Raw genomic sequence first — 24,030 nt, forward strand, 5'->3', positions numbered from 1 at the left:
TTCCTGCACACCTACAACCACCACCGCTGCCACACCGCACTCGAAGGCCAGCCACCCATCAGCCGCGTGAACAACGCTCCAGGTCAATACACCTAGTGGGCGGTCCAGCCGCCGTCGAGGGTGAGTGAGGTGCCGGTGATGAAGGATGCCTGCGGCGTGCACAGATACAGCACCGCTTCGGCGACCTCCTCCGGCTCGATCAGCCTCTTGATTGCGGAGTCCTTGAGCAGTACATCGGTGAGGACCCGGTCCTCGGCCACCGCGTGGGCCGCCGCCTGGTCCGCTATCTGCTTCTCGACCAGTGGCGTACGCACATAGCCGGGATTGACGCAGACTGAGGTCACCCCGTGCGGAGCGCCCTCGAGGGCCGCGGTCTTCGAGAGTCCCTCGAGACCGTGTTTGGCGGCCACATACGCGGACTTGAAGGCAGAGGCGCGCAGCCCATGTACGGACGAGATATTGACGATACGGCCCCAGCTCTGCGCGTACATATGCGGCAACGCACCCCGTATCAGCCGGAACGGCGCTTCCAGCATCACCGTGAGCACGGTGTGGAAGACGTCCGGCGGGAATTCCTCGATGGGCCGGACCAATTGCAGCCCGGCGTTGTTGACGAGGATGTCCGCCCCGGCGGCCGCCGCCTCCGCCGCGTCGAGATCGGTGAGGTCCAGGAGCTCCGGTTCGACGACCCCGGCCAGCCCCGCCGAGTGTGCGGCGAGTGCGTCGAGACCCTCGGCATCGCGGTCGACGGCCCTGACCTTCGCGCCGGCGGCCGCGAGCCGCAGCGCGCACGCACGGCCGATGCCGCCCGCCGCGCCGGTGACGAGTGCGGTTCGGCCGCCGAGGTCGAGGGTGACGGGACGAGCGTCGGGGTGAGGTGCGGGACCTGGTGTGGTGGGCGCGGTCATGCTTCGCACCCTAGGCAGTGATCATCCCCCGACCGATGTGGTCAGCGCCCACACTTCAGTGCTCGATGGTGGGTTGGAACCATGCCGGTCCCTCGGTGAGAGCCTGCTTGATCCGGAAGAGCGAGAACTCCTTGAGCTCCGGCAGCGCGTCCACGGAGAACCACCCCACCTCGAGCGACTCATCGTCATTGACGCGTGCCCGGCCGCCCACCGCGCGACAGCGGAAACTGATGTCCATGAACTGGCACTGGTCGCCGTTGGGGTAGGTGACGGGCTTCCGCAGCGCCTGGACCAACACGACCCGCTCCGCGACACAGCGCACCGCGGTCTCCTCGTAGACCTCGCGCACGGCCGTCACCGCAGGCTGCTCCCCCGGCTCCGGAATCCCACCGATGAGCGACCATTTGCCGGTGTCGGCACGCCTCCCCAGCAGCACCCGCCCCTGATCGTCGAAGACGACCGCGCTGACGCCCGGCAGGAGGAGGAGCTGGTGGCCTGCGGTGGCCCGGAGCTCACGGATGAAGTCGGGGGTTGCCATGGCCTCGACCCTAACCGGCGTCGACCGTGCCCCGCTCGACGGTGCCCTGCCCGGCCGTGCCCTGTACGGCCGTGCCCTGTACGGCCTTCCGCCGCCGCCCGGCTTGCACCGCCCGTGCCACGACCCAGCCCACACCGCCCGCCGCGACCAGCACCAGGATCCCTTCCGGCCAGGTCCCGAGCCGAGTCGCCGGCGTGAGCGAGGAGCGCAGCGGCACCTCGGCGACCAGCGCGCCCGCCGTGAACATCTTCGTCTTCTGGACGATCTTCCCGTCCGGCATGATCACGGCGCTGACACCGCTGGTCACGGGGACGACGACGGAGCGCCCGTGCTCGACGGCCCGCACCCGCGACATCGCCAGTTGCTGATACGTCATCTCGCTGCGACCGAAGGTGGCGTTGTTGCTCGGCACGGAGATGAGCTGCGCCCCGCTGGTGACGGTGTCACGCACCGCGTCGTCGAACGCCGCCTCGAAGCAGGTGACCATGCCGACCTTGGTGCCCGCCAGGTCGAAGACACCCACCTTGTGCCCAGGTCCGAAGTCGCGCCGCACCCGGTCGACGTCGGAGCTGAAGAGGCGTACGAAGGACCGCATCGGGATGTACTCACCGAACGGCTGGACATGCCGCTTGTCGTAGGTGTCGACAGGGCCGCGCGTGGGGTCCCATTCGATCAAGGTGTTGCGCAGATTGCCCGTGTCGGGAGTGACCACCGCGCCGACGACGGTCGGCACGCCGATCGCCTTCACCGCCTCGTCGATGACCAGCCTGGCGTCGGCGTTGCGGTACGGGTCGAGGTCCGAGGAGTTCTCCGGCCACAGGACGAAGTCCGGCTTGGCCACCTTGCCCGCCTTCACATCGGCGGCGAGCTCCTCGGTGCGGCGGGCGTGGTTGTCGAGGACCGCGCGGCGCTGGGAGTTGAAGTCGAGTCCCAGCTGCGGCACATTGCCCTGGACCGCGGCAACGTTCGCGGTGCCGTCCTCGGCGGAGTCGTCGACGAGCGGCAGGGCGGCGAGGGCCGCCGTGACCGGGACGAGGACGGTGAGCAGCGCTGCGGCCGCGGCGCCGCGCGGCAGCTCGCCGGTACGCCGGTGGGCACGGACCCGGCGGACGGTCTCGTACAGCCCGAAGCCGCACAGTACGACCGCGAAACTCAGTACTGGTGTCCCGCCCAGCGCCGCGAGCGGCAGGAAGACGCCGTCAGCCTGCCCGAAGGCGATCTTGCCCCAGGGGAAGCCGCCGAACGGCACACGCGCGCGTGCAGCCTCGCTCACGATCCACACGGCCGCACCCCACACCGGCCACACCGGGAGCCGGGAGACCGCGGCGATCCCCATGCAGGCGAGAGCGACGAACACCGCCTCCACCGCGGCCAGCGCCACCCACGGCACGGGGCCGACCTCCTCGCCCGTCCAGATGAGCAGCGGCAGCAGAAAGCCGAGGCCGGTGAGGTAGCCCAGGCCGAACGCGGGCCGCAGCCGGCGTCCGTACAGCGTCCAGCCGAGCAGCGCTAGGCCGGGCAGCGCCAGCCACCACAGGGGACGTGGCGGGAAGCTCGCGAAGAGCAGCACTCCGGACAGCGCGGCGGCACCCGGCCGCAGAAGGCGCCGCAGCAGCGGTCGGCCGGCGACGGGGGCGGGCTGTCGGGTGTCTACGGTGGTGATGGTGGCGCTCACCCGGCGGAGTCTACGGCGCTGGGCTGTGCCCCGGCAGTCCGGTCCTCGTCGGCCGACGCACCGACACCGGTGTGCCGGCTCTCGCACCGACCGGCGGACCGACTGCCGCAGCGGCTCGCCACGGGCCCACGGCACCGACTGACGCACGGGCTCCCCACGGGCCCCGGCACCGACTGACGCAACGTTCCTGCGCAACCCATCCACAAACCCCTGCCTCTGCCGTTACCGTGTGCGCCAGCCCTGCCACCCGACACGATTCGGCTGCTGCGGCAGGGCCCGTCACAGGTCGGGGGGTCGACGGGATGGCTGCACCGGACGTCCGGTCCGCCACGCGGGAGCGCGGCAGCGCGACCGATATCGCCGGCGTCGTCGTCCTCAGCGGCTGCGCCGTGTGGTCGCTGATCAGCGCGGCCGGACGCGAGGCACGGCCCGAGGGCGTGCTGCTCGCCGTGTTCGCCGTCGCCGCCGGATATGCCTGCGGCCGTATCTGCGGCACGCTCCTGCCGGTCGCGGCCGCCTCGGCCGCCGCACTCGCCGCACTCGGCCTGGCGATCGCCTCACGCCAGGGTGTGCCCGGTGCGATCGCCGGGACTCCCATCCAGCCGGGGCACACGGGTGCGGCTGCGGCGCTGCTGGTCCTCGGTGCGGGTGCAGCCTGCTGCGCCGCCTCTGCGGCCCGTCCGGCCGCGTTGCGCCTCGCGCTGCGAATGCTCGCTCTCGCCGTCGCCTGCACCGCACTGGCGCTCGGTTCCGTCGCCGGGTGCGCGGCGGCCCTCGGCATACTGCTCTGCTCGCTCGCGGCGGTCCGGATGCGTCATCGGACGGTGGCGCTCGTCGGCCTCGCCGTCGCCACCGGTCTGGTGGTGGCCACCTCGTGGGGTGTGGCCGAGGACACTCTGCCGGACGGGCTGACGGTCTCGCTGCAGGGCCAGCTCACCCAGAACCGGGTGGATCTGTGGCGGGATGCGATCAGTCTCGCCAAGGACGATCCGGTACGGGGTGTGGGTCCCGACCGCTTCGGCAAGCTCAGCACCACCGCACAGCAGTCGCTGGGCTCCGACGGCAAGCCGCACTCGGCCTCGTTGCAGCAGGCGGCCGAGCAGGGTGTGGTGGGCGTGGCGCTGCTGGGTGCGGCGTTCGGCTGGATGCTGTACGGCTTGTGGCGCTCGCCGCGCTCCACCCCGGTCGTGCTGAGCGCGGGAGCCGCGCTCACGGCGCTGGCGGTCCTGGCGAGCGTCGGCAACGCGCTGAGCTTCACGCCGGTGACGGCGGGCGCCGGGCTGCTCGCGGGTCTGGCGACTGCGCACACGGCGGGCGGGGGCTCGGCGGAGCGCGGTACGCGCACGGCCCGGTGGCCGGACGCGGCGGCGGACAGCCGGACGCTCTAGCCGTCCCGCGGAGCCGGCACGAGGGAGCGGTGGTTCAGAGCTCGACGGTCTTGTTGGTCCCCGCGAGCAGGAGCCGGTCGCGGATGGCTCGTACGGCGGCCTCCGCGTCGTCCACGGTCACCGTGAAGGTCCTGCCGCCGCCCAGCGTGACGACGACGCCCTCGCCGCGGCGTACCACAACGGCGGTGCCCTGCTCCGGACGCCAGCGGTAGCCCCAGCCGCCCCACTGCCTCGGGGTCACCTCCGGAGCGAACTCCGCGCCCACCACATGGTCGAGCGGGATGCGCCGGCGCGGCAGACCGATATGACCGCAGCGCACCTCGACCGCGTCGCTGTCGACCTTGACCGCCACATGGACAAAGGCGAGGGTCCCGAAGAGGATCAGCAGACCCGCTGCCACACAGCCGATCACGGACATCAGCAGTGGGGCGATGCCCGAGGTCCAGGCGGAGTCGACGGCAAGTTCGATGCCGAGCGCCATGCAGGCGGCGCCTGCCGCGGCGAGCAGCCACTGAGCACGGTTGGTCGCACGGCCGGTCCAGACGGTGGGAAGGGGCTCTGCGGCGTGCCCCTCGTCGCGGAAGTGGTCCCTCATGGCTAGCAGCGTACTCAGGTTCCGTCTGCCGGGCATGGTCTCGGCCACAAGGACCAACCGCACACGGATCGGGCCCGCGTCCGGGCCGCTGCACCGGGCGTGCGCAGGGCCCGGGGTCGTCGGAACGGCCGGACCCGGGGATCGTCAGAGGACCACCCAAAGAGCGTCAGAGCGCCGGGCTGACGGCCTGGAGCAGGCGGCCCTCGGCATAGTTGAGGGCCTGGTCGGGCAGGGCGGAATCACGGCCGCTGAGCAGCACCGTGAGCCGGGAACTCGGCTCGGCGCCGGGGGCGGGCAGCTCGCCGATACGGCGCAACGCCTGGGCGGCGACCGCCCCGGCCGAGCCGTGCAGCGCAACCGGCGGCAGACCGGGCGGCTGTACTGCGGCGCGGATACGTTCGGCGACCAGCTCGTAATGGGTGCAGCCCAGGACGACGGCCCTTACATCGCGTGGTGTGAGGGCGGCCGCGGCGGCCACGGCATGGTCGATGGCAGCCTCGTCAGCCTGCTGAACGGCGTCCGCGAGACCGGGGCAGGGCACCTCGGTGACGGCGACCGAGTCGGCGAAGTCCCGGATGAGGCCGCGCTGGTAGGGGCTGCCGGTGGTGGCGGGGGTGGCCCAGATGGCGACGGGGCCGCCGCCGGCCGAGGCCGGTTTGATCGCGGGGACCGTGCCGATGACGGCTATACCGGGCTCCAGCTCCGCGCGCAGCGTGGGCAGGGCGTGCACCGATGCGGTGTTGCAGGCGACGATCAGCGCCTCGGGGCGGTGTGCGGCGGCCGCGCGGGCGGCGGCGAGCGCGCGGGCGGCGACATCCTCCGGCGTACGCGGGCCCCACGGCATACCGTCGGGGTCGGAGGAAAGAACGAGATCCGCGTCGGGCCGCAGCCGACGTACCGCGGCGGCGGCCGCCAGCAGGCCGATTCCGGAGTCCATAAGCGCGATCTTCACCCGGTCACCATAGTCGACTGCCCTTGCGGTACTGGCGCGGTGGGGCAGACTGCGGCGAATGAGCGCCCTTGCCTGGATCGCCTTCGGATCGCTGGCCGCATGGGGATGGCTGCTGTTGGGCCAGGGCTTCTTCTGGCGTACGGACCAGCGGCTGCCCCGGCGCGCGGCCCCGTCACTCTGGCCGGATGTGGCCATTGTCGTGCCCGCCAGGGACGAGGCCGAGGTGCTGCCGGTCAGCCTGTCCTCGCTGCTTGCGCAGGACTATCCCGGCCGGGCGGAGATCCTGCTCGTCGACGACGGCAGTACGGACGGCACGCCGGAACTGGCGCGTGCACTGGCCGAACGGCACGGCGGGCTGCCGCTGCGGGTCGTCTCCCCCGGCGAGCCGGAGCCCGGCTGGACCGGGAAGCTGTGGGCTCTGCGGCACGGCATCGCGGTCGCCCGGGCGCGCGAGCCCGAATACCTGCTGCTGACCGACGCCGACATCGCACACGAGCCGGACAGCCTGCGTGAGTTGGTGGCCGCGGCCCGTACCAACGAACTGGACCTTGTCTCGCAGATGGCGCGGCTGCGGGTCGTCGGCGGCTGGGAGCGGATGGTCGTGCCGGCGTTCGTCTACTTCTTCGCGCAGCTCTATCCCTTCCGGTGGGTCAACCGGCAGGCGGCACGCACGGCGGCCGCGGCGGGCGGCTGTGTGCTGCTGCGCGCGGAGGCCGCCGAGCGGGCGGGCGTGCCGGAGTCGATCCGGGAGGCGGTGATCGACGATGTGTCGCTGGCGCGGGCCGTGCAGCGGACCGGCGGCAGGATCTGGCTGGGGCTGGCGGAGCGGGTGGACAGTGTGCGTCCGTATCCGCGGCTGGCGGACCTGTGGCGGATGGTGTCGCGCAGCGCGTACGCACAGCTGCAGCACAGTCCGCTGCTGCTTGCCGGCACGGTGGTGGGGCTCGCGCTGGTGTATCTCGCGCCGCCCGCCGCGCTGTGCGCCGGTGTGTTGACCCATGACGCGGCCGCCGGCTGGGCCGGAGGTCTGGCATGGGCGGTGATGACGGGGACATATCTGCCGATACTGCGCTACTACCGGCAGCCGCTGCTCCTCGCTCCCCTGTTGCCGTTCACCGCTCTGCTCTATCTGCTGATGACGGTTGATTCGGCGGTGCAGCACTACCGCGGTCGCGGCGCGGCCTGGAAGGGGCGTACATACGCCCGTCCGGAGGCCGCGCCGGACCGCTGACATCATCACCGGGGACCTTCACCAGCGACCTCCACCGGGGGTGCCGGCCAGGGATGTCGCCCGGAGACGTCACTTCCTGCCGGGTGTCCAGTTCATGCCCCAGCCGTAGGCGTAGTCGACGGTGCGCTGCGGGCTCACGCCGCGCTCGGGCACGAGGAAACGGGCCTCGCGCTGGACGACGAGATCGGAGCCGGTATTGGTGATCAGCGCCAGCGCGCAGACGGTCGACGGCACAGTGCACTCACCGAGCGAGAAGTCGATGGCGGCGCCGTTCTGCGGCTGGAGAGTGACGGTCGCATCCAGGTCGGCGAAACTGCGCGCACCTTCGTAGATGGTGACAAAGATGACGACCCGGCGAAGCCGGTCCTTGTGGTCCAGGTTGATGGTGAGGTTCTCGCCGGACGTGCCACCGGTGCGGTCGTCGCCGTCGAGGTGGATGTACGGGGGCTGCTGTAGCGCGCCGAAGGCGTTGCCGAGTGCCTGGACGACCCCCTTGCGGCCGTCGGTGAGTTCGTAGAGCGCGCACAGGTCCAGGTCGAGGTCCCCGTGCATGGCGACGGCGCGACCCAGTTTGGCGCCCCAGCCCTGGAACTGTTTGCGCACCTGCCAGCTGAGGTTGACCCGCATGGCACCGGAGGTGCCGCCCTGCTTACTGAGGGAGACGGACGGGGTGTCCTTCGTCAGCGTCACCTTGGTGAGGCGTACGGGAGCGGACGGCGCGGCAGCGGGACGGGGCGGCAGCGAGGGCACAGCGGGCGTCACGGGCGCGGCGGGTGCCGGAGCGGCAACGGGGGCCGGTGGGGCGGCCGGTACCGGGGCCGGCTGCTGCGGTTCGTCGACCGTGATGCCGAAGTCCGTCGCGAGGCCCGCGAGTCCGGTGCTGTAGCCCTGTCCCACCGCCCGGAACTTCCAGGCGCCCTGCCGCCGGTAGAGCTCGCCGAGCACGAAGGCCGTCTCGACCGTCGCATCCTGGCTCTCGTACCGGGCAATCTCCGCGCCGGACGCCGCGTCGAGCACCCTGACGTACAGCCCCGGCACCTGCCCGAAGCTGCCTCCGTCGGCCGACGCGGCCAGCACGATCCGCTCGATCGCGGGCTCCACGCGCGCGAGGTCGACCGACACCTCGTCCGTCACGCCGCCCGCCGCAGTCCGCTTCCCTTCATGGCGTACCGCGCCGGAGGCATGCGCCGGCTGGTTGTAGAAGACGAAGTCCGCGTCGGAGCGGACCTTTCCCGATGCCAGGAGGAGCGCCGAGGCATCGACATCCGGCACCCCGGGGTCTGTACGCCATCCCAATTCGACGCGGACCTGCCGCGCCGGCACCGGAGCATTGGCTCCTTTAAGCATGGACATGCTCGCCCCCATCGCGAGTCGGGGTGCCCGAAGAGTTCACCGTGCGGCCAACCTAATCCTCCGGGAGCCTCCGGCGCCCCCGCCGACCCGTCGGTAACCCGCTCTCAGCTCGCCGTTTACAGGATCTGAACGTTTCCGGACGACCGTTTTTCCCAGATTCGCTCGCATTGGGGAACCCTGGTCACTCGCATCTACCGAAACAACCCTCTTATCGGGCTCCCCAACCAGCACATCGTGGGCTTAACTTATGTGCCATGACCTCCCCCCGCGCCACCTACGGCGGCGGTTACTACTCCGCTCCGTCGTTCCCCGACACCCCCATCTACGACTCCCTGGTCGCGGAGCGGGGCACGCCTCAGATCGCCCCGATCCGAGTGCCTTCCGCGTATGACACCGGCAGCAGCTACACCGCCAACAGCTATCTGCCGGCGCTCCCCGCGGCGCTGCCCGCACTGCCGGCAGCTCCCTCGCAGTCCGGCCCTTTCTACGGCACTCCCTCCTACGGCTATCCGCAGCAGATGCAGCAGCCCGTACCGCTGCAGCACGCGCCCGCGCCGTACATCCCTCAGCAGACCGCCGTGCCGCGCGGCTACCCGGGCCCTCAGCCCCAGGCCCAGCCGCAGCAGCGTCCGGTGGCCACCGGCTACGAAGCGATGCGCCCGGCGGCTGCACGTCCCGCGCCGGCACCCGCTGCGTACGAGGACCCGTACAACCGCCCGTACCAGGGCCGGGGCTACTGACCGACCGGAGGTCAGTGGTGGCTGGCACTATGGCTTCATGCCGAACCCAGTTCTCCGTTCCATCCATGTCCACCCGGTCAAATCGGTGGCGGGGTATGCACCCGGCGAGGCGGCTGTGGAGCCGTGGGGGCTTGCCGGGGACCGTCGGTGGACACTGATCGACTCCTCGGCCAAGGTGGTCACGCAACGCCAGCAGCCACGGCTGGCGTTGGCCCGCGCCGAGACACTGCCGGACGGCGGGATCCGGCTGACCGCGCCCGGGCGTGAACCGCTGAGTGTCGCCGTCCCGGAGCCGGTGGGCACCACGACGGTGGAGATCTTCCAGGACAAGCTCGAGATGGTGCCCGTCGACGGGCAGGTGGACGCCTGGTTCAGCGACTACCTCGGCACCGAGGTACGGCTCGTCCATCTCGACGACCCGGCCCACCGGCGCCCCATCGACCCTGAGTACGCACGCCCCGGAGAGACGGTCAATCTCGGCGACGGCTATCCGTTGCTCGTCACCACCCTCGCCTCGCTCGACGCGCTCAACTCCCTCATCGCACAGGGTGATCATGCCGACGAGGGCCCGCTGCCCATGAACCGGTTCCGGCCGAACGTCGTCGTGGACGGCGCGGCGCCCTGGGCCGAGGACGACTGGAAGCGGATCGCGATCGGCGAAGCCACCTTCCGGGTGGCCAGGCCCTGCGGCCGGTGTGTCATCACCACCACGGACCAGCACACCGCCGAGCGAGGCAAGGAGCCGCTGCGCACTCTCGCCCGCCACCGCCGCTTCGGCGACCGGCTGGTGTTCGGACAATGCCTCGTGCCGGAGCGGACCGGCTTCATCCGGGTCGGCGACGCCGTGACCGTCGTCGAGTAGCCCGGACCGGACTGGATCCGCCGGTTCGGCCCTCCCCGCGGGAACCCGGCGTGCCCGCGGGCGCGTTGGACAGACGACGGGGGTGAAGGGCGAGGCAAGGGGGCCGCGGCCGGTCCCGACTGGGGACGTACGGGCGCGGGCAGCTGACCGTTCTCGTCCCGTCAACTCCCGAGCCTCGCGCGCGCTACGGTGGTGCGACCCCCTCGGGGGTCAGGGGGCGCCCCCCTCAGAGGCGCGGCGGAGCAGGATCACGAGGTGGGGGCAGAGCAGCACGATGGCACAGGGCACGGTCCAGGTGACGCACACCGGCACATCACGGTGGCGGCGCCGCACAGGCGAGTACCCCTCCCTCGCCGCAGCCCTGGAGGCCGCAGGCGACGGCGACATCCTCACGGTCGCCCCGGGGACGTACCGCGAGAACCTCATCGTCCAGCGGGCGGTCACCCTGCGCGGCACGGAGGGCGCGGTCGGCTCGGTGCGCATCGCGCCCGCCGACGGTGTGCCGCTCACCGTGCGCGCCTCCGCCACCGTCCAGGACCTCCATGTGGAGGGGCAGGACACGGCCGCCCCCGCTCTCCTGGTCGAGGACGGCACTCCCGAGCTGATCGATCTGCGGATCGTCACCCGCTCCGCGGCCGGTCTGGAGGTGCGCGGCGCGGCCCGTCCCACCGTCCGCCGCTGCACCGTCGACAATCCAGCGGGCGTCGGAATCGCCGTACTGGACGGCGCGGGCGGCGTGTTCGAGGAGTGTGAGGTGGTGGCGGCCGGCCAGTCGGGCGTCTCCGTGCGCGGCGGCGCCCATCCGCGGCTGGAGCGCTGCCGGGTGCACCACGCCTCGGGCGCGGGACTGTCCGTCACCGGCGAGGGCAGTGGCCTGGAGGCCGTCGGCTGCGAGGTGTACGAGGTGAAGGGCACCGGCGTGCAGATCGCCTCGCGCGCCTCAGCACATCTCACCGACTCCACCGTGCACCGCACCTCGGCCGACGGCATCACCCTCGACACCGACGCCGTGCTGACCCTTTCCGACTGCGACATCTACGAGATCCCCGAGAATGCGGTCGATCTCCGCTCGCGGTCCGTACTCACGCTCACCCGGTCCACGGTGCGCCGATTCGGGCGCAATGGCCTGTCCGTCTGGGACGCGGGCACGCGCGTGGACGCCAACCAGTGCGAGATCCACGACAGTACGGGCGACTATCCGGCCGTATGGGTCAGTGACGGAGCGACCGCCGTCCTCGACTCGTGCCGCGTCCACGACGTCCCGGACGCGCTCTTCGTCCTCGACCGCGGCTCACGTGTCGATGTCGTCGACAGCGATCTCTCCCAGGTCCGCAACACCGCGGTGTCGGTGAGCGACGGCGCTACGGCGCAGCTCGACGACTGCCGGATCCGGGAGGCGTCCACCGGCGCCTGGTTCCGCGACCACGGCAGTGGCGGCACGTTGAACGGCTGCACGATCGACACCGCGCAGACCGGCGTGATCGTCACCAAGGGCGCCGATCCGGTGATCGAGCGCTGCACGGTCACGTCGCCCGCCGAGGCCGGTTTCTATGTCTCGGCGGAGGGCCGGGGCACCTTCCGCGGCTGCCGGGTCACGGGCAGCGGAGGCTATGGCTTCCATGTGATGGACGGCTGCCGTACGACACTGAGCCGCTGCCGGACCGAGCGCTGTGCGCGCGGCGGTTACGAGTTGGGCGACGACGACGGTCCGGTCGTCGAGGACTGCACCAGTGATGAGAGCGGCGTGCGGTCCAAGGGCGAGCAGACCACGGCCGTGCTGACGGCGACCCAGTCCCCCGGGCTGCTCTCCGCGGTCCCCGGACAGCGCCCCGCCGAGGCCGAGCCGTTCTCGACCGCGGAGCCCGTACGCACCTCCGGCGCCGTCCTCGGTGAACTGGACGCGCTGGTCGGCCTGGACAGCGTCAAGCGCGAGGTCCGCACGCTCACCAATATGATCGAGGTCGGCAGACGCCGCCAGGAGGCGGGCCTGAAGGCCGCCTCCGTCCGCCGCCATCTGGTCTTCACCGGCTCACCCGGCACCGGGAAGACGACCGTGGCCCGGCTGTACGGCGAGATCCTGGCCTCGCTCGGAGTGCTGGAGCGTGGCCATCTCGTCGAGGTCTCCCGGGTGGACCTGGTCGGCGAGCACATCGGCTCCACCGCGATCCGCACCCAGGAGGCATTCGACCGGGCGCGCGGCGGGGTGCTCTTCATCGACGAGGCCTACGCCCTGTCCCCCGAGGACTCCGGTCGGGACTTCGGCAAGGAGGCCATCGACACGCTGGTGAAGCTGATGGAGGACCACCGGGAGGCGGTGGTGGTGATCGTCGCCGGCTACACCGCGGAGATGGAGCGGTTCCTCTCGGTCAACCCCGGCGTGGCGTCCCGTTTCTCACGGACCATCACCTTCAGCGACTATGTGCCCGAGGAGCTGCTGCGGATCGTGGAGCAGCAGGCCGACGACCACGAGTACCGGCTGGGCACGGGCACGAGTGAGGCGCTGCTGAAGTACTTCACCGCGCTGCCCAAGGGGCCCGCGTTCGGCAACGGCCGTACCGCGCGCCAGACCTTCGAGTCGATGGTCGAGCGACACGCGGGCCGGGTCGCGGCGCTCGCCGAGGCGAACACCGACGACCTGACCCTGCTCTACCCGGAGGATCTGCCGGAACTGCCCTGAGCCGCGCCGAACTGCTGGGTGAAGCCCTGCGCTACCCCGAACCGCCCCGTGCCTGCCGGGGAACGCCCGGGCTGAGCCGGTCGAGGAGTTCCCTGCGTTCCGTGGCGAAGGCCGGGTCGGCCTGGTACTCGGAGTGCCCGAGGATCGGTTCCGGCAGCGGATGGCGCGCCGAACGTCCGTACACCACAGGGTCTTTGAGCGCATCCCGGTCCACCTCGGGATGGTCGCCCTCGGCAGGGATCATCACCGGCCCGCCGATCGGGTCGGTGCGCCGCCACAGATTGCGCCAGCAGTGCACCTCGCTGCGGAGCTCGCTGAGGGCGACAGGTCCGAAGTACGCGGGGAACCAGCGCCCGTACAGCCGCTCCAGCGGGGATCCGTACGTCAGCAGCGCCACGCGGCGGCGGGTGGCCGCCGGCAGCTGCCAGACGGCGGCCGCGGCCAGCACACTGCCTTGCGAGTGACCTGAGATGACGAGGCGCCGTCCGCCGGTCCCCGCGGTCCAGGTGCACATCCGCCAGGTCAGATCGGGGACGGCACGCTCCGCGTAGCAGGGGGGCGCGAAGGGGTGTGCGGCGCGCGGCCAGAAGGTGCCGACGTCCCAGAGGATGCCGATGGTGCGCCGGGCCGAGGCGTCGCGGTAGGCGCGCCGGCCCCAGGTGACGAAGAGTATGAAGCCGAAGCCGATCAGCCAGGAGCCGATCGCCTGCGCCGCCTCCGCCGCGGATTCGACGAAGTCGTGGCTGTCGCCGAACGCCTTGCCCGGCACCTCGCCACTCACCCATGCGCCGGCGACCGCGCCCGCGCCGAGAAGCAGGGTGGCGCCGGAGACGATGCCGACGATCCAGGGGGCGACGTCGGTGAGCGCGGCCCGGGCCCGAGTGCCCGCTATCCGCCGCGTACGGACGGCGTCCGGGCGCCCTTCCGCGTAGTCCGCCTCGACCGGTTGCGTGAGCCGGCGGGCGGCCAGCCAGGTCCGTACGGCGAGGATGACGGCAGGGACCAAGAGGGCGATCAGCAGCACCGGGATGACGGAGGCCTGCCAGCTGAGCAGCACCGGGGGCCCTGGGATGGAGCCTTCGCCGCCCATGCCCGGAGTGCCGGACCCGTCCAGCCAGTCCGCGACGCGCTGGGCCACACCGCCGGTCATCACCCCGCCCAGGGCGCAGGCGAGCATCGCGACGGCGGGCCCGCCGAGGCCGGCCAGGGCCGCACGCACATGGCGCGCACGGCGGTGGAGTAAGCAGGCGGCAATGGCGAGTGCGATGACCAGGGCGCCCTGCGCGAGTGCGATGACGCGGAAGGTGACATCGCCGGGGAGGGTGGCGGTGGAGACCCAGCCGGGGCGGGACCAGGAGGCGTACAGCACCGAGAGGCCGAGCAGCGCGAGTGCGGCGCCGGGCAGATAGCGGACAGCCGCACGGTCGAGACGGGCGTCGAGCCGCTTCTCGCTGCGGCCTCTGCGGAAGGCCACCCACACCACAGCCAATCCGCCCACGAGGAGAGTTGCCTCGAGGAGCCGGCCGCAGATCTCCAGCAGGGTGCTGGTGGCGCCGCGGTCGTGGCGGGCGGCGGCCCCGGCGACCGCGGCGGCCACGGTCAGAAAACCGGCAGCGGTGTGCGCGGCGCGGAGCCGGGCGACGAGCCGGCGGCCGTACCAGAAGCCCGGCCGGCCGAGGGCGGGCCGCACGGTCTCTTTCTTCGGCCCCTCGGTCTGCTCCTTCGGCCCCTCGGTCTCCTCCTCGTCCTCCTCGGTGGCCTCGTCACCTTCCAGCGCGTCCTCGCCGGTCGGCGGCCGCTGGGACTCGTACGCGCTCCAGGTGCGGTTGGAGAGGTACCAGAGCAGGCCGACGAGTGCGGCCGGCACCACCGCGGCGAGCGAGAGGCGTCGGCCGGGCTGCGACCACCAGCCATGCTGAGCGCTCGACAGAAAGCCGAGCCAGGACCTGTCCCGGGTACATGCGGGCGAGCCCGCGCACTGCCATGCCACCAGGTCGAGTGCGACCTCGCAGGCGGCGGCCGTCAGGAGCACGGTGAGGCTGAGTGCGACGAGCCGCACCAGCACTCCGTACAGCCGTGTGGTCCCTCGGCGGCCCTTGGCCCGGGGACGCATCCAGTGCGCGAGGTTGACGACCATGAAGGGGAGCAGCAGCAGCCACAGGGCCCGCGCGCCGTTGCCCGAGGTGAGGTTGGACCAGCAGTACGCCTCCGGGATGGGCCTGTCCTGGTAGCGCTCGGGGTGGAGTTCCGCCTCCGCGTCTTCGGTGCGCCGGAACACCGCGGCCTTCTCGTCACCGGTGATCCGGACCGTTCTGGGGTCGCCGAGCATGTCCTGCGGGGTGGCTCCGCCGACGCCGTGGACAAGCAGCTCGAGCGCGGGGCCTCCGCTCTGCGGGACCGGTGTGCCAGGGGACACTTCTGTGACTCGCTCTCTCGATGGGAGGATCGGTCAGCGCGCGGTCGCGCGGCGGTTCGGTACCAGAGTCCCGGATCGTGGCTGCTCGCCGCACGGCTCTCACGGAATCTCCCCGAGCCCGTTCCGCCGAGCCCGTGCGAGGATGAGAAACCCTTGGCCACAGGCGGTGTACGACATGGTGGACGACGACATGGAAGGACCGGCCCCGGCAGTGAGCGACAACCAGAACCTGCTCGCGGAGCAGCGGCGTGCCCTGATCCTCGACGAGGTGCGCAGGCGCGGCGGAGTGCGGGTCAATGAGCTCACCCGCAAGCTCAACGTCTCCGATATGACGGTGCGCCGGGATCTGGACGCCCTGGCCCGGCAGGGGGTCATCGAGAAGGTCCACGGCGGCGCGGTGCCGGTGGTCGAGGCGAGCACGCACGAGCCGGGGTTCGAGGCCAAGTCGGCGCTGGAGCTGAGCGCCAAGGAGGACATCGCGCGGGCGGCGGCGAAGATGGCGGTGCCCGGCAGTGCGATCGCGCTCTCCGGCGGGACCACGACCTATGCCCTGGCGCACCATCTGCTGGAGGTGCCGGATCTGACGGTGGTCACCAACTCGGTGCGGGTCGCGGATGTGTTCCACGCGGCGCAGCGGGCGGGAGCGGCGGGCGATCAGCGTCCCGGTGCGGCCACCGTGGTCCTCACCGGCGGGGTGCGTACGCCCTCCGACTCGCTGGTCGGGCCGGTGGCCGACCAGGCGATCCGCTCCCTCCACTTCGATGTGCTCTTCCTCGGCGTGCACGGAATCTCGGTGGAGGCCGGGCTCTCCACACCGAATCTGGCGGAGGCCGAGACGAACCGCCGGTTTGTGCAGGCCGCGCGCCGCGTGGTGGTGATCGCCGACCACACCAAGTGGGGGACGGTGGGCCTCAGTTCCTTCGCGCGCCTGGCCGAGGTCGACACGCTGGTGACGGACGCGGGGCTGTCGGCCGAGGCACGCGAGCAGATCGCGGAGCATCTGCCGGGGCTGGTCGTGGCGGGCGGTCCGGAGAGCGCCGACGGGCAGGACGGCTGACGCCGGATGACCGTCTTCCGGATCACGCGGGCCGTCCCGCGGCCCGCCGAGGAAGTCTGGGCGCGCGTCACCGACTGGCCCGCGCATACCGCTCAGGTGCCGCTGACGTCGATCACTGTGGTCTCGCCGTATCCCTCGGGCATGGGGACGGTGTTCGTTGCGCGGACCGGGCTGGGCCGCGTCGGCTTCGACGATCCGATGGAGGTGGTCCGCTGGGAGCCGCCCGGGAAGCGCGGGACCGGACGCCTTCGACTGGAGAAGCGCGGCAGGGTGATCACCGGCTGGGCCGAGATCGAGGTGCGCCCGGAAGGTTCGGGCGCCGTGGTGGTCTGGGTTGAGGAGCTGCGGATCCGCTTGGTGCCGCGGCTGTTCGATCCGCTTGTCCGCCGGGTGGGCCGGCTGGTGTTCGGCCGAGCGCTGGACGGACTTCTCGCGGGCCTCGCGGGCCTCACGGAAAGCCGGTGAAACCGGCAGCGGCTACGGACAACTGACAGCCCGCCAGCTATGGTGTGCGGGCCCCGCTCCACCCCTCCCAGCTGGAGGTACGGTCCCATGGCACGCCGACTGAGCCCCGTGGAGCTCGACTTCGTCGAGTCCGCCCCGCTGCGTCTGGTCTTCTCGGCCGAGGTGAAGGCCTCGCCGGGAGCGGTGTACCGGGCGCTCGCCGAGGATGTGACGAGCTGGCCGTCCTGGTTCACCGCCGTCACCTCGGCCACGCCCACCGACGGGGGGGCGGGCCGCGAGATCAGGCTCAGGGGCGGCACCTTCTTCGCCGAGAAGATAATGGCGACCGAGCCGGACGAGCGCTTCGCGTACCGCGTCGACGAGACCAACGCCCCGGGTCTGCGGGCCCTGTTGGAGGAGTGGCGCCTGACGCCCACCGCGACCGGCACCCGGGTGCAGTGGACCTTCGCGGCGGACGCCCCCGCACTCATGCGTATCGTGCTGCGGCTGGGCCGGGCGGGCCTGGGCGCCTCGTTCCGGGGCGCGGTGCGCCAACTGGACCGAAGGCTCGCCCGGTCCGCCGCGCAGTAGTCCGGGTGATCAGCCGCGAAGCGGTCGCGGTGGTCAGCCGGGCCAGACGCCGGTGGCGAGGAACTCCTCGATCGTCGCGCTGTACGGGGCGATGTCGAGACCCTGTTCGTCCAGCCAGGCATCGGAGTAGTACTTGTCGAGGTAGCGGTCGCCCGGGTCGCATATCAGGGTGACCACGCTGCCCTTCTGCCCGTTGGCCACCATCTCGGCGATGATCTTCAGCGCGCTCCACAGGCCGGTTCCGGTGGAGCCGCCCGCCTTGCGACCGATGGCCATGTCCAGGGCGCGTACGGCGGCGACGCTCGCCGCGTCGGGCACCCTCATCATCCGGTCGATGGCTCCGGGCACAAAGCTCGGTTCCATACGCGGCCGGCCGATGCCCTCGATACGGGAGCCGCAGTCGCTGCTGGCGAGCGGGTCGCCCTGGGTCCAGCCGTCGAAGAAGCAGGAGTTCTCCGGGTCGGGGACACAGACGCGGGTGTCGTGCTGCATGTAGTGGACGTAGCGGGCGATGGTCGCCGAGGTGCCGCCGGTGCCGGCCGTCGCGACGATCCATGCGGGCTCCGGGTAGCGCTCCAACTGCAGCTGCTGGTACATCGATTCGGCGATGTTGTTGTTGCCGCGCCAGTCGGTGGCCCGCTCCGCGTAGGTGAACTGGTCCATGTAGTGGCCGCCGGTCCGTTCCGCGAGTGCGGCCGACTCCTGGTACATCTTCCGCGAGTCGTCCACGAAGTGGCACTGCCCGCCGTGGAATTCGATCAGCCGGCACTTCTCGGCGCTCGTGGTGCGCGGCATCACGGCGATGAACGGGACGCCGATCAGCTTGGCGAAGTACGCCTCGGAGACTGCGGTCGAGCCGCTGGACGCCTCGATGACCGGTTTGCCCGGCCGGATCCAGCCATTGCACAGTCCGTAGAGGAACAGCGACCTGGCGAGCCGGTGCTTGAGGCTGCCTGTCGGATGGGTGGACTCGTCCTTGAGGTAGAGGTCGATGCCCCACTCCTCGGGCAGCGGGAATCGCAGCAGGTGGGTGTCGGCGGAGCGGTTGGCGTCGGCCTGGACCTTGCGCACTGCCTCCTTCAGCCATGCCCGGTAGTCCGGATCGCTGCGGTCCACATCTATGGTGGCGATCGCCTCTCCCGCCACTGGCTTCTCACTCGTACTCATGCGCGCCGTTCCTCGTCCTGTCGAAATGCGGCCCCCACTGGCAACAGTAAGCCCCCCACCTGCACAAACGTTCACTTTGGGGGTCCATAGGAGTCACTTGTGGGCCGGGACTTGTGCCGGTGCGACCGCACGTACTGGTGCATGCGCCCGTAGTTGTGCAGACTGCCAACAGGAAACGGTGCGAAGGGGGCAGAGGCACGATGGGGATGACAGAGACCGAATTCAGCGCCACAGGCGTACGGATCGAGCGCTGGCCGCGCTCGCTCACGAGGGCCGGACAAGTGCTGATCAAGGACGGCACGCTGGCGCTCCTGACCAGCTACGGCCGGGTGATCGAGAGCGCTCCCGTCCGCGGGGTCAGGGCCGGTAAGCCCTGGTTCGCCGACGATGCGAGCACGGTGGCGACGCTCAATGGCAAGCGCTACCGGCTGACGATGGGGCAGCGCAGCCGCAGGCCGGAGGGCCGGGCACTGGCCGGGCGCTTCCTGGAAGCGGTGCGCGGCGCCGGCGGCCGTCGGAGCTGAGAGTACTCACCCGGGTGCTGCGAGTTGCGGAGCCGTGGTCAGTGGTTCACGCTTGTCTCACATCACTCAGGGTGCACCGGCGGTAACGCTGTGATCCAGCCCCGCCGGACAAATCAGCAGCCAGCCAACTGCTGGATCCGATCCTCGTCTTCTTCCGGACCTCATTCGGGGAGTCGCAGCCGTGATCAGCCAGCCAAGCAGGCACTGCACGGTGGAGCTCCAGGCCCTGCCGTCGCGGATCGGTCAGGTCCGCAGAATTCTCTCGGCGCAATTGCGCTACTGGCATCTCGATCCCTTGATCGACCAGGCAGCGCTGGGCGTCACCGAGTTGCTGACCAATGTTCACCGGCACGCCGAGCCGGACAAGATGTGCACGGTGGAGATCGAGTTGCTGCTCGACCGGCTCACGGTCTCCGTCCACGACAACGATCCACGTCTTCCGACCGTAGGGGACACAGACCTCTTCGCCACTTCCGGGCGCGGGCTCGGGCTGATAGCGGCGGTGAGTGACAGCTGGGGCGTACGGCCCGAGGGCGAGACGGGCAAAATCGTCTGGTTCACGCTCTCCACACCCTCGCCCGCAGTGGCTCTGCCGCCGTATTCGGTGGTGTACGGGGCGACGGCCGACGAGCCCTTCCCGAGTGCGGCGAGTTCGGCGGGGTCACAGAACGGGACGCGTCAACGCGCCGCCGCCCGGCCGGCTGTTGCGCGCTGACCGGGGCGGGCGCTTCGGAATCGCTCATCGGTGGCGATGGCGCGCAGTACGTCCAGGCGTGCGGGGCGGCGCGCGGGCCGCCGGGCAGCACACCGGCCGGCGCGACCGCCAGGAGCTGCACCGCCGGTATGGCGAAGGCGGTGTCGCCCGCACACTCGGACGCCTTGACGAACACCCGGCCGAGCAGTCCGCCGAGCGTCAGGCCGCCTGATGTGACCTGGCTCGGCAGGGGATGGGCACAGCTTCGACGTGCAGGCGATAGGGAGCTTCAGCCGCACCGGACGATCACGCCCGTCGCCGAACTACCGGACCGCGCGGCCACGTGATCACTGAGCAGCACTGCGGGCGATCCGGTCCAGGACGGCCCCGGTACCCGCCACCATGGGCACCGCATTGATCTCGGGGTTCCTCCAGGGGCGGTGCTCCAGCAGATGCGCCTCAAGTTCGGGGTATCGAGCCGCGTTGTCCTGAAAATCACCACTGCGCGCGCCGGACGTCGGACGCACGCGGCATTCCGTTCAGGGTCCACTCCTGCCGGGAGAGGAGCGCCGCCGGCCTCCTGGTTGCAGATCCAGAAGAAACGCCTCGGGCGGGCGACAACGCTCCATCCAGGGGCCGCCAGGTCTACAGCTCGGACCCCCGCGAGACGCCAGGTCGACGGAAAGGCTATGAAGAGGGCTTGACTGTCGTCATGCCGCACCGTCCTTGCCGATGCGGCCGAACTGCTCGTCCAGGACGGACAGCCGCCGCCAGTACTCTTCGTCGTCGATCTCGCCGGCGGCGAAGCGACGGCCGAGCATCGCGATCGGCGAGCTCTCGCCGTGCGTCGCGCGGGTCGGTTGCCAGGGGCCGCGACGGCCGCGCCATACGGTGCGGCGCAGGACGGTGACGACGCCGATGACGACGGCCGCCCAGATCAGCGGGAAGAACAGAATCCACGGGCCGGGCCCGTCGTAGGCCAGTGCGTTCATCTCGGCTCAGCTCCTCAGTGGCGATGGTGGTGCGTGTTTCCTCGTCGCTTCCCAGGCTCCCGCCGACCGGGTCTCACGTCGTCGTACGGCCAGCGGCAGTGCACGTACCACCCGGGGAGTATGCGGGGCCTTCGCGGCTGCTCCGGGCCACTGTGGATTCTGTACCTACTAGTATGTACAGTGGGGTCATGAGCACTCCTGAACGGCTGATCGAGGCCACCCGCGAGCTGCTGTGGGAGCGCGGCTATGTGGGCACCAGCCCCAAGGCGATCCAGCAGCAGGCGGGCGCCGGCCAGGGCAGCATGTACCACCACTTCACCGGCAAGCCCGCCCTGGCGCTGGCCGCGATCCGGCGTACCGCACAGGAGATGCGCGCGACCGCCGAAGTGACGCTCGGCGGCGACGGCACGGCGTACGAGCGGATCAGCGCGTATCTGCTGCGCGAGCGCGATGTACTGCGCGGCTGCCCGGTCGGCCGCCTCACGATGGACCCGGACGTCATCGCCAGCGACGAGCTGCGCGCCCCGGTCGAGGAGACGCTCGACTGGCTGCGCGGACGCCTCGCCGGGATCGTCCAGGAGGGCCTGGACGCGGGCGAGTTCACGGCCCCGGTCGATCCCGCCGGGACGGCGGCGGCGATCGTCGCGACGGTGCAGGGCGGCTATGTGCTGGCGCGTGCATCCGGCTCTCCGGCCGCCTTCGACGCAGCGGTCGGCGGACTGCTCGCGCTGCTCACCCCTCGTAACACCACTGACGCCTGAGGGAAGTCCGCGCCGACGAGCGCCCCGCCCGACCACGCGTACCGAGGAGCCCTTCATGCATGCCATGCAGTACGAGATCACGCTGCCCGCCGACTATGACATGGAGATCATCCGCAAGCGGGTGGCGACGAAGGGCCATCTGCTCGACGACTTTCCCGGCCTCGGTCTGAAGGCCTATCTGATGCGCGAACGCATCGACGGCTCGCCGGTCAACCAGTACGCACCGCTCTACCTGTGGACCGCGCCGGAAGGCATGAACTCCTTCCTCTGGGGCCCCGGATTCCAGGGCATCGTCAACGACTTCGGACGTCCCGTGGTCCAGCACTGGACAGGACTTGCGTACGAGGAGGGCCCGGCGGCCGGGGCCCTGCCCCGGTCCGCCACGCGTCGTCGGGTGCGGATACGCGAGGACGAGCGGCCCGCCTTCGCCGTGGAGAGGGCGCTCGCCGCGCATCAACAGCTGGCGCGCGCGGGCGGAGTGGTCGCGGCCGCCGTCGCCATCGATCCGCGGCACTGGGAGCTGCTGCACTTCGCACTGTGGGCCGAGGACGCGCCCGAAGCGATCGGTGACGTCTTCCAGGTGCTGCATCTCTCCGCCCCGCACCGTACGGAGCTGCCGCGGGGTCAGCAGTGGTGAGCCTCGTCCGTACCGTGCTCGGCGACATCCCGGCCAGCGGGTTGGGGATCTGCGACGCCCACGACCATCTGTTCCTGCGCAGCCCGCGGCTGCCGGGACAGGAGCTGGACGATCCGGCGGACGCGGCCGTGCGGCTGCGCGCCTTCCGCGAGCTCGGCGGCCGGTCGGTCGTGCAGTGGACGCCGTACGGCCTGGGGCGCAGGCCCGAGGAGCTGGCAGCGCTCTCCCGCGCGACCGGCGCCCATGTGGTGGCCGCCACCGGTCTCCATCAGGCCGTGCACTACGCGCCTGAGATGCTCGGCCGCCTCCCGGAGGATCTTGCCGAACTGTTCACGGCCGAAGTGACCGAGGGTATCGGCGGTACCGGGATCCGGGCCGGTCTGATCAAGGTGGCGGGCGCCTTCCACGGCGTCGACGCGCATGCCCGGCTCACCATGACGGCCGCGGCCCTGGCCCATCACCGTACGGGCGCGCCCATCGCCGTCCATCTGGAACTGGGCACGGCAGCGCTGGACGTACTCGATCTGCTCTGCGGCGCGTTGGAGGTTCTGCCGCAGCACGTGATCCTCGGTCATCTCGGCCGCTCTCCGGACCTGGCCGGCCAGCGGGACGCGGCAGCGACGGGTGCCTATCTCGTCTTTGACGGCCCCTCGCGGGCCCATCACGGCACGGACTGGCGCCTGCCCGACGAGCTGGTGGCGCTCGCGGACGCGGGTTACGCCGGTCAGCTGTTGCTGGGCGGCGACATGACGACTCCGGAAACCCCCGGTATGCCGTATCTGCTGCGCAGACTGCGGCCGCGGCTCGAACCGGCCCTCGGCAAGGACGTCATGGACCGGATCCTCGTACGGAATCCGGCCCGCGCCTTCGCCCTCTACCGGTCCTAGGTCAGGTCTTCCAGCTCGTGTTCCATCCGTCGGCGTACGCGCGCTTCGTGAATGAGGCGTCCCACGAGCGCGCCCCCGTAGACGACGAAGCCGACACCCACGAGCCAGGACTGGATGACGAGCACGGTCCCGAACGGGCCGTAGGTGACGGCGTTGGAGGCGATCAGCGGCGAGAAGACAAGCTGTGAGAAGACCCGAAGGCCGAGCATGCCCACGGCCGTGGCCACCGCCCCGGGCAGCAGGGCGCGCCAGCGGACCCGGCCGCCGAGCAGCACGCGCTGGGAAAGCCAGAAGAACAGAACGGTGCCGATCAGGTCTCCCAGGCCGCCGAACACCGTGGCCGGGGCGGAGTCGGCCGGCAGCGGCGCACTGACGAAGGCCAGGCTGGCGGCGACGAGCAGGGCCAGCCAGACGACATGCCGCCACATGGTGTGCCAGCGGGCCGTCGGCAGATCCCACACCTTCTCGTAGCCGGTCTGAACGGCCGACCCGAAGGTCAGACCGAAGACGGTGAGGGCGGCGAGACCGAACGCGGTCGTGCGCTGCAGCGCCTGCCCGGGCACGCCGAACAGCCGCTGGACCTCGTCCAGGGATGACTCCGAGACCCCCAGTGCCTGGCCCAGCCAGCGGGCGAAGCCCTGTCCACTCGCCGGGTCCGCCGCCGCGACGACGACCAGAAGGGGGACGAGTGTCAGAAAGCCCAGTGCGGCGAAGCCCATGGCGCGGTGCATCAGCTCCAGCTCACGGCCGCGCTCCCAGGCCAGGCCGATGGGAGACGCGTAAAACCTGCGGCGCAGGTCCTGAAGCCGGTGCGCATGGTGATCCGCGCCGGAGGGCTTGTTCGTCATAGGTTGTCGATTACCCGAAAGTGCACTGAGAGGTGTCCATTGTGCCCCCGGACGGGTGGTGGCGCCTGCGCCGTCGGCCGGTCGTTGAGCCGG

At 71.1% G+C, this 24,030-nt stretch carries 25 protein-coding genes; 14 read left to right on the forward strand and 11 right to left on the reverse strand.

The features are described from left to right. Positions 1-92: 92 nt before the first annotated feature. Genes AB0D12_RS36230 through lnt form a run of 3 tightly spaced genes read right to left on the reverse strand, consistent with a single transcriptional unit; the run spans position 93 to position 3,121 of the window. Positions 93-908, reverse strand: a complete 816-nt coding sequence (locus tag AB0D12_RS36230; RefSeq protein ID WP_362692851.1) for a 3-hydroxybutyrate dehydrogenase — start codon at positions 906-908, stop codon at positions 93-95. Positions 909-963: 55 nt separating this feature from the next. Further along, the gene (locus AB0D12_RS36235) at positions 964-1,446 is read right to left on the reverse strand and encodes an NUDIX domain-containing protein (protein WP_362692854.1); all 483 of its coding nucleotides are present in this window, start codon (positions 1,444-1,446) and stop codon (positions 964-966) included. Between the two features lie 10 nt (positions 1,447-1,456). Next, positions 1,457-3,121, reverse strand: a complete 1,665-nt coding sequence (gene lnt, locus AB0D12_RS36240) for an apolipoprotein N-acyltransferase (RefSeq protein ID WP_362692857.1) — start codon at positions 3,119-3,121, stop codon at positions 1,457-1,459. 302 nt (positions 3,122-3,423) lie between these two features. Between lnt and AB0D12_RS36245 the strand changes: the two genes are divergently transcribed. Next, the gene (locus AB0D12_RS36245) at positions 3,424-4,509 is read left to right on the forward strand and encodes an O-antigen ligase family protein (RefSeq protein WP_362692860.1); all 1,086 of its coding nucleotides are present in this window, start codon (positions 3,424-3,426) and stop codon (positions 4,507-4,509) included. Between the two features lie 34 nt (positions 4,510-4,543). Here the strand turns inward: AB0D12_RS36245 and AB0D12_RS36250 are convergent, their stop codons facing one another. Together AB0D12_RS36250 and AB0D12_RS36255 are read right to left on the reverse strand one after the other, a co-directional pair. Then, a complete protein-coding gene (locus tag AB0D12_RS36250) occupies positions 4,544-5,104 on the reverse strand; it encodes a hypothetical protein (RefSeq protein WP_362692863.1) in 561 nt (186 codons plus the stop codon). 166 nt (positions 5,105-5,270) lie between these two features. After that, a complete protein-coding gene (locus AB0D12_RS36255) occupies positions 5,271-6,056 on the reverse strand; it encodes an aspartate/glutamate racemase family protein (RefSeq protein WP_362692865.1) in 786 nt (261 codons plus the stop codon). A 58-nt stretch (positions 6,057-6,114) separates the two neighbouring features. Here AB0D12_RS36255 and AB0D12_RS36260 point away from each other — a divergent pair, with 58 nt between their 5' ends. Then, a complete protein-coding gene (locus tag AB0D12_RS36260; RefSeq protein WP_362692868.1) occupies positions 6,115-7,287 on the forward strand; it encodes a glycosyltransferase in 1,173 nt (390 codons plus the stop codon). Positions 7,288-7,356: 69 nt separating this feature from the next. On the opposite strand, the gene AB0D12_RS36265 is transcribed toward AB0D12_RS36260, so the two are convergent. Next, positions 7,357-8,640, reverse strand: a complete 1,284-nt coding sequence (locus AB0D12_RS36265) for a TerD family protein (RefSeq protein WP_362692871.1) — start codon at positions 8,638-8,640, stop codon at positions 7,357-7,359. A 254-nt stretch (positions 8,641-8,894) separates the two neighbouring features. Here AB0D12_RS36265 and AB0D12_RS36270 point away from each other — a divergent pair, with 254 nt between their 5' ends. From AB0D12_RS36270 to AB0D12_RS36280, 3 genes are all read left to right on the forward strand, one after another. Beyond that, positions 8,895-9,380, forward strand: coding sequence for a DUF6643 family protein (locus tag AB0D12_RS36270; protein ID WP_362692874.1), 486 nt, complete (start codon positions 8,895-8,897; stop codon positions 9,378-9,380). Between the two features lie 37 nt (positions 9,381-9,417). Then, positions 9,418-10,242, forward strand: a complete 825-nt coding sequence (locus AB0D12_RS36275) for an MOSC N-terminal beta barrel domain-containing protein (RefSeq protein ID WP_362692877.1) — start codon at positions 9,418-9,420, stop codon at positions 10,240-10,242. 274 nt (positions 10,243-10,516) lie between these two features. Further along, a complete protein-coding gene (locus AB0D12_RS36280) occupies positions 10,517-12,919 on the forward strand; it encodes a right-handed parallel beta-helix repeat-containing protein (protein WP_362692880.1) in 2,403 nt (800 codons plus the stop codon). A 31-nt stretch (positions 12,920-12,950) separates the two neighbouring features. Here the strand turns inward: AB0D12_RS36280 and AB0D12_RS36285 are convergent, their stop codons facing one another. Continuing rightward, positions 12,951-15,335, reverse strand: coding sequence for a hypothetical protein (locus AB0D12_RS36285; RefSeq protein ID WP_362692883.1), 2,385 nt, complete (start codon positions 15,333-15,335; stop codon positions 12,951-12,953). Between the two features lie 211 nt (positions 15,336-15,546). Between AB0D12_RS36285 and AB0D12_RS36290 the strand changes: the two genes are divergently transcribed. The 3 genes from AB0D12_RS36290 (at position 15,547) to AB0D12_RS36300 (ending at position 17,427) form a co-directional block, all read left to right on the forward strand. Next, the gene (locus tag AB0D12_RS36290; protein WP_362692999.1) at positions 15,547-16,392 is read left to right on the forward strand and encodes a DeoR/GlpR family DNA-binding transcription regulator; all 846 of its coding nucleotides are present in this window, start codon (positions 15,547-15,549) and stop codon (positions 16,390-16,392) included. A 6-nt stretch (positions 16,393-16,398) separates the two neighbouring features. Beyond that, positions 16,399-16,857, forward strand: coding sequence for an SRPBCC family protein (locus AB0D12_RS36295; protein ID WP_362692886.1), 459 nt, complete (start codon positions 16,399-16,401; stop codon positions 16,855-16,857). Positions 16,858-16,944: 87 nt separating this feature from the next. Then, the gene (locus AB0D12_RS36300) at positions 16,945-17,427 is read left to right on the forward strand and encodes an SRPBCC family protein (protein ID WP_362692890.1); all 483 of its coding nucleotides are present in this window, start codon (positions 16,945-16,947) and stop codon (positions 17,425-17,427) included. A 33-nt stretch (positions 17,428-17,460) separates the two neighbouring features. On the opposite strand, the gene AB0D12_RS36305 is transcribed toward AB0D12_RS36300, so the two are convergent. After that, entirely contained in the window at positions 17,461-18,594 is a 1,134-nt protein-coding gene (locus AB0D12_RS36305) for a PLP-dependent cysteine synthase family protein (protein ID WP_362692893.1), read from the reverse strand. 200 nt (positions 18,595-18,794) lie between these two features. Between AB0D12_RS36305 and AB0D12_RS36310 the strand changes: the two genes are divergently transcribed. The 3 genes from AB0D12_RS36310 (at position 18,795) to AB0D12_RS36320 (ending at position 20,044) form a co-directional block, all read left to right on the forward strand. Beyond that, entirely contained in the window at positions 18,795-19,118 is a 324-nt protein-coding gene (locus tag AB0D12_RS36310; RefSeq protein ID WP_362692896.1) for a hypothetical protein, read from the forward strand. 181 nt (positions 19,119-19,299) lie between these two features. Continuing rightward, positions 19,300-19,833 carry an ATP-binding protein gene (locus AB0D12_RS36315; RefSeq protein ID WP_362692899.1) on the forward strand — a complete coding sequence of 178 codons (534 nt, stop codon included), beginning with the start codon at positions 19,300-19,302 and terminating at the stop codon, positions 19,831-19,833. 58 nt (positions 19,834-19,891) lie between these two features. Beyond that, the gene (locus AB0D12_RS36320) at positions 19,892-20,044 is read left to right on the forward strand and encodes a hypothetical protein (RefSeq protein ID WP_362692902.1); all 153 of its coding nucleotides are present in this window, start codon (positions 19,892-19,894) and stop codon (positions 20,042-20,044) included. Between the two features lie 115 nt (positions 20,045-20,159). On the opposite strand, the gene AB0D12_RS36325 is transcribed toward AB0D12_RS36320, so the two are convergent. Together AB0D12_RS36325 and AB0D12_RS36330 are read right to left on the reverse strand one after the other, a co-directional pair. Further along, the gene (locus tag AB0D12_RS36325; protein WP_362692905.1) at positions 20,160-20,339 is read right to left on the reverse strand and encodes a hypothetical protein; all 180 of its coding nucleotides are present in this window, start codon (positions 20,337-20,339) and stop codon (positions 20,160-20,162) included. A 183-nt stretch (positions 20,340-20,522) separates the two neighbouring features. Next, positions 20,523-20,804, reverse strand: a complete 282-nt coding sequence (locus tag AB0D12_RS36330; protein ID WP_362692908.1) for an SHOCT domain-containing protein — start codon at positions 20,802-20,804, stop codon at positions 20,523-20,525. Between the two features lie 173 nt (positions 20,805-20,977). On the opposite strand from AB0D12_RS36330, the gene AB0D12_RS36335 reads away from it, so the two are divergent. From AB0D12_RS36335 to AB0D12_RS36345, 3 genes are read left to right on the forward strand one after another with little or no spacing between them, the layout of a single operon-like run. Continuing rightward, positions 20,978-21,565: a TetR/AcrR family transcriptional regulator gene (locus AB0D12_RS36335; protein WP_362692911.1), complete on the forward strand. Its 588-nt coding sequence runs from the start codon at positions 20,978-20,980 to the stop codon at positions 21,563-21,565. 55 nt (positions 21,566-21,620) lie between these two features. Beyond that, positions 21,621-22,202, forward strand: a complete 582-nt coding sequence (locus AB0D12_RS36340) for a DUF4865 family protein (RefSeq protein WP_362692913.1) — start codon at positions 21,621-21,623, stop codon at positions 22,200-22,202. After that, the gene (locus tag AB0D12_RS36345) at positions 22,196-23,089 is read left to right on the forward strand and encodes a phosphotriesterase (protein WP_362692916.1); all 894 of its coding nucleotides are present in this window, start codon (positions 22,196-22,198) and stop codon (positions 23,087-23,089) included. The genes AB0D12_RS36340 and AB0D12_RS36345 overlap by 7 nt, the downstream gene beginning before the upstream one ends. Here the strand turns inward: AB0D12_RS36345 and AB0D12_RS36350 are convergent. Continuing rightward, the gene (locus tag AB0D12_RS36350; RefSeq protein WP_362692919.1) at positions 23,086-23,937 is read right to left on the reverse strand and encodes a YhjD/YihY/BrkB family envelope integrity protein; all 852 of its coding nucleotides are present in this window, start codon (positions 23,935-23,937) and stop codon (positions 23,086-23,088) included. The genes AB0D12_RS36345 and AB0D12_RS36350 overlap by 4 nt on opposite strands. Between the last annotated feature and the right edge of the window lie 93 nt (positions 23,938-24,030).

The organism is Streptomyces sp. NPDC048479 (assembly GCF_040651435.1).
GTDB lineage: Bacteria > Actinomycetota > Actinomycetes > Streptomycetales > Streptomycetaceae > Streptomyces.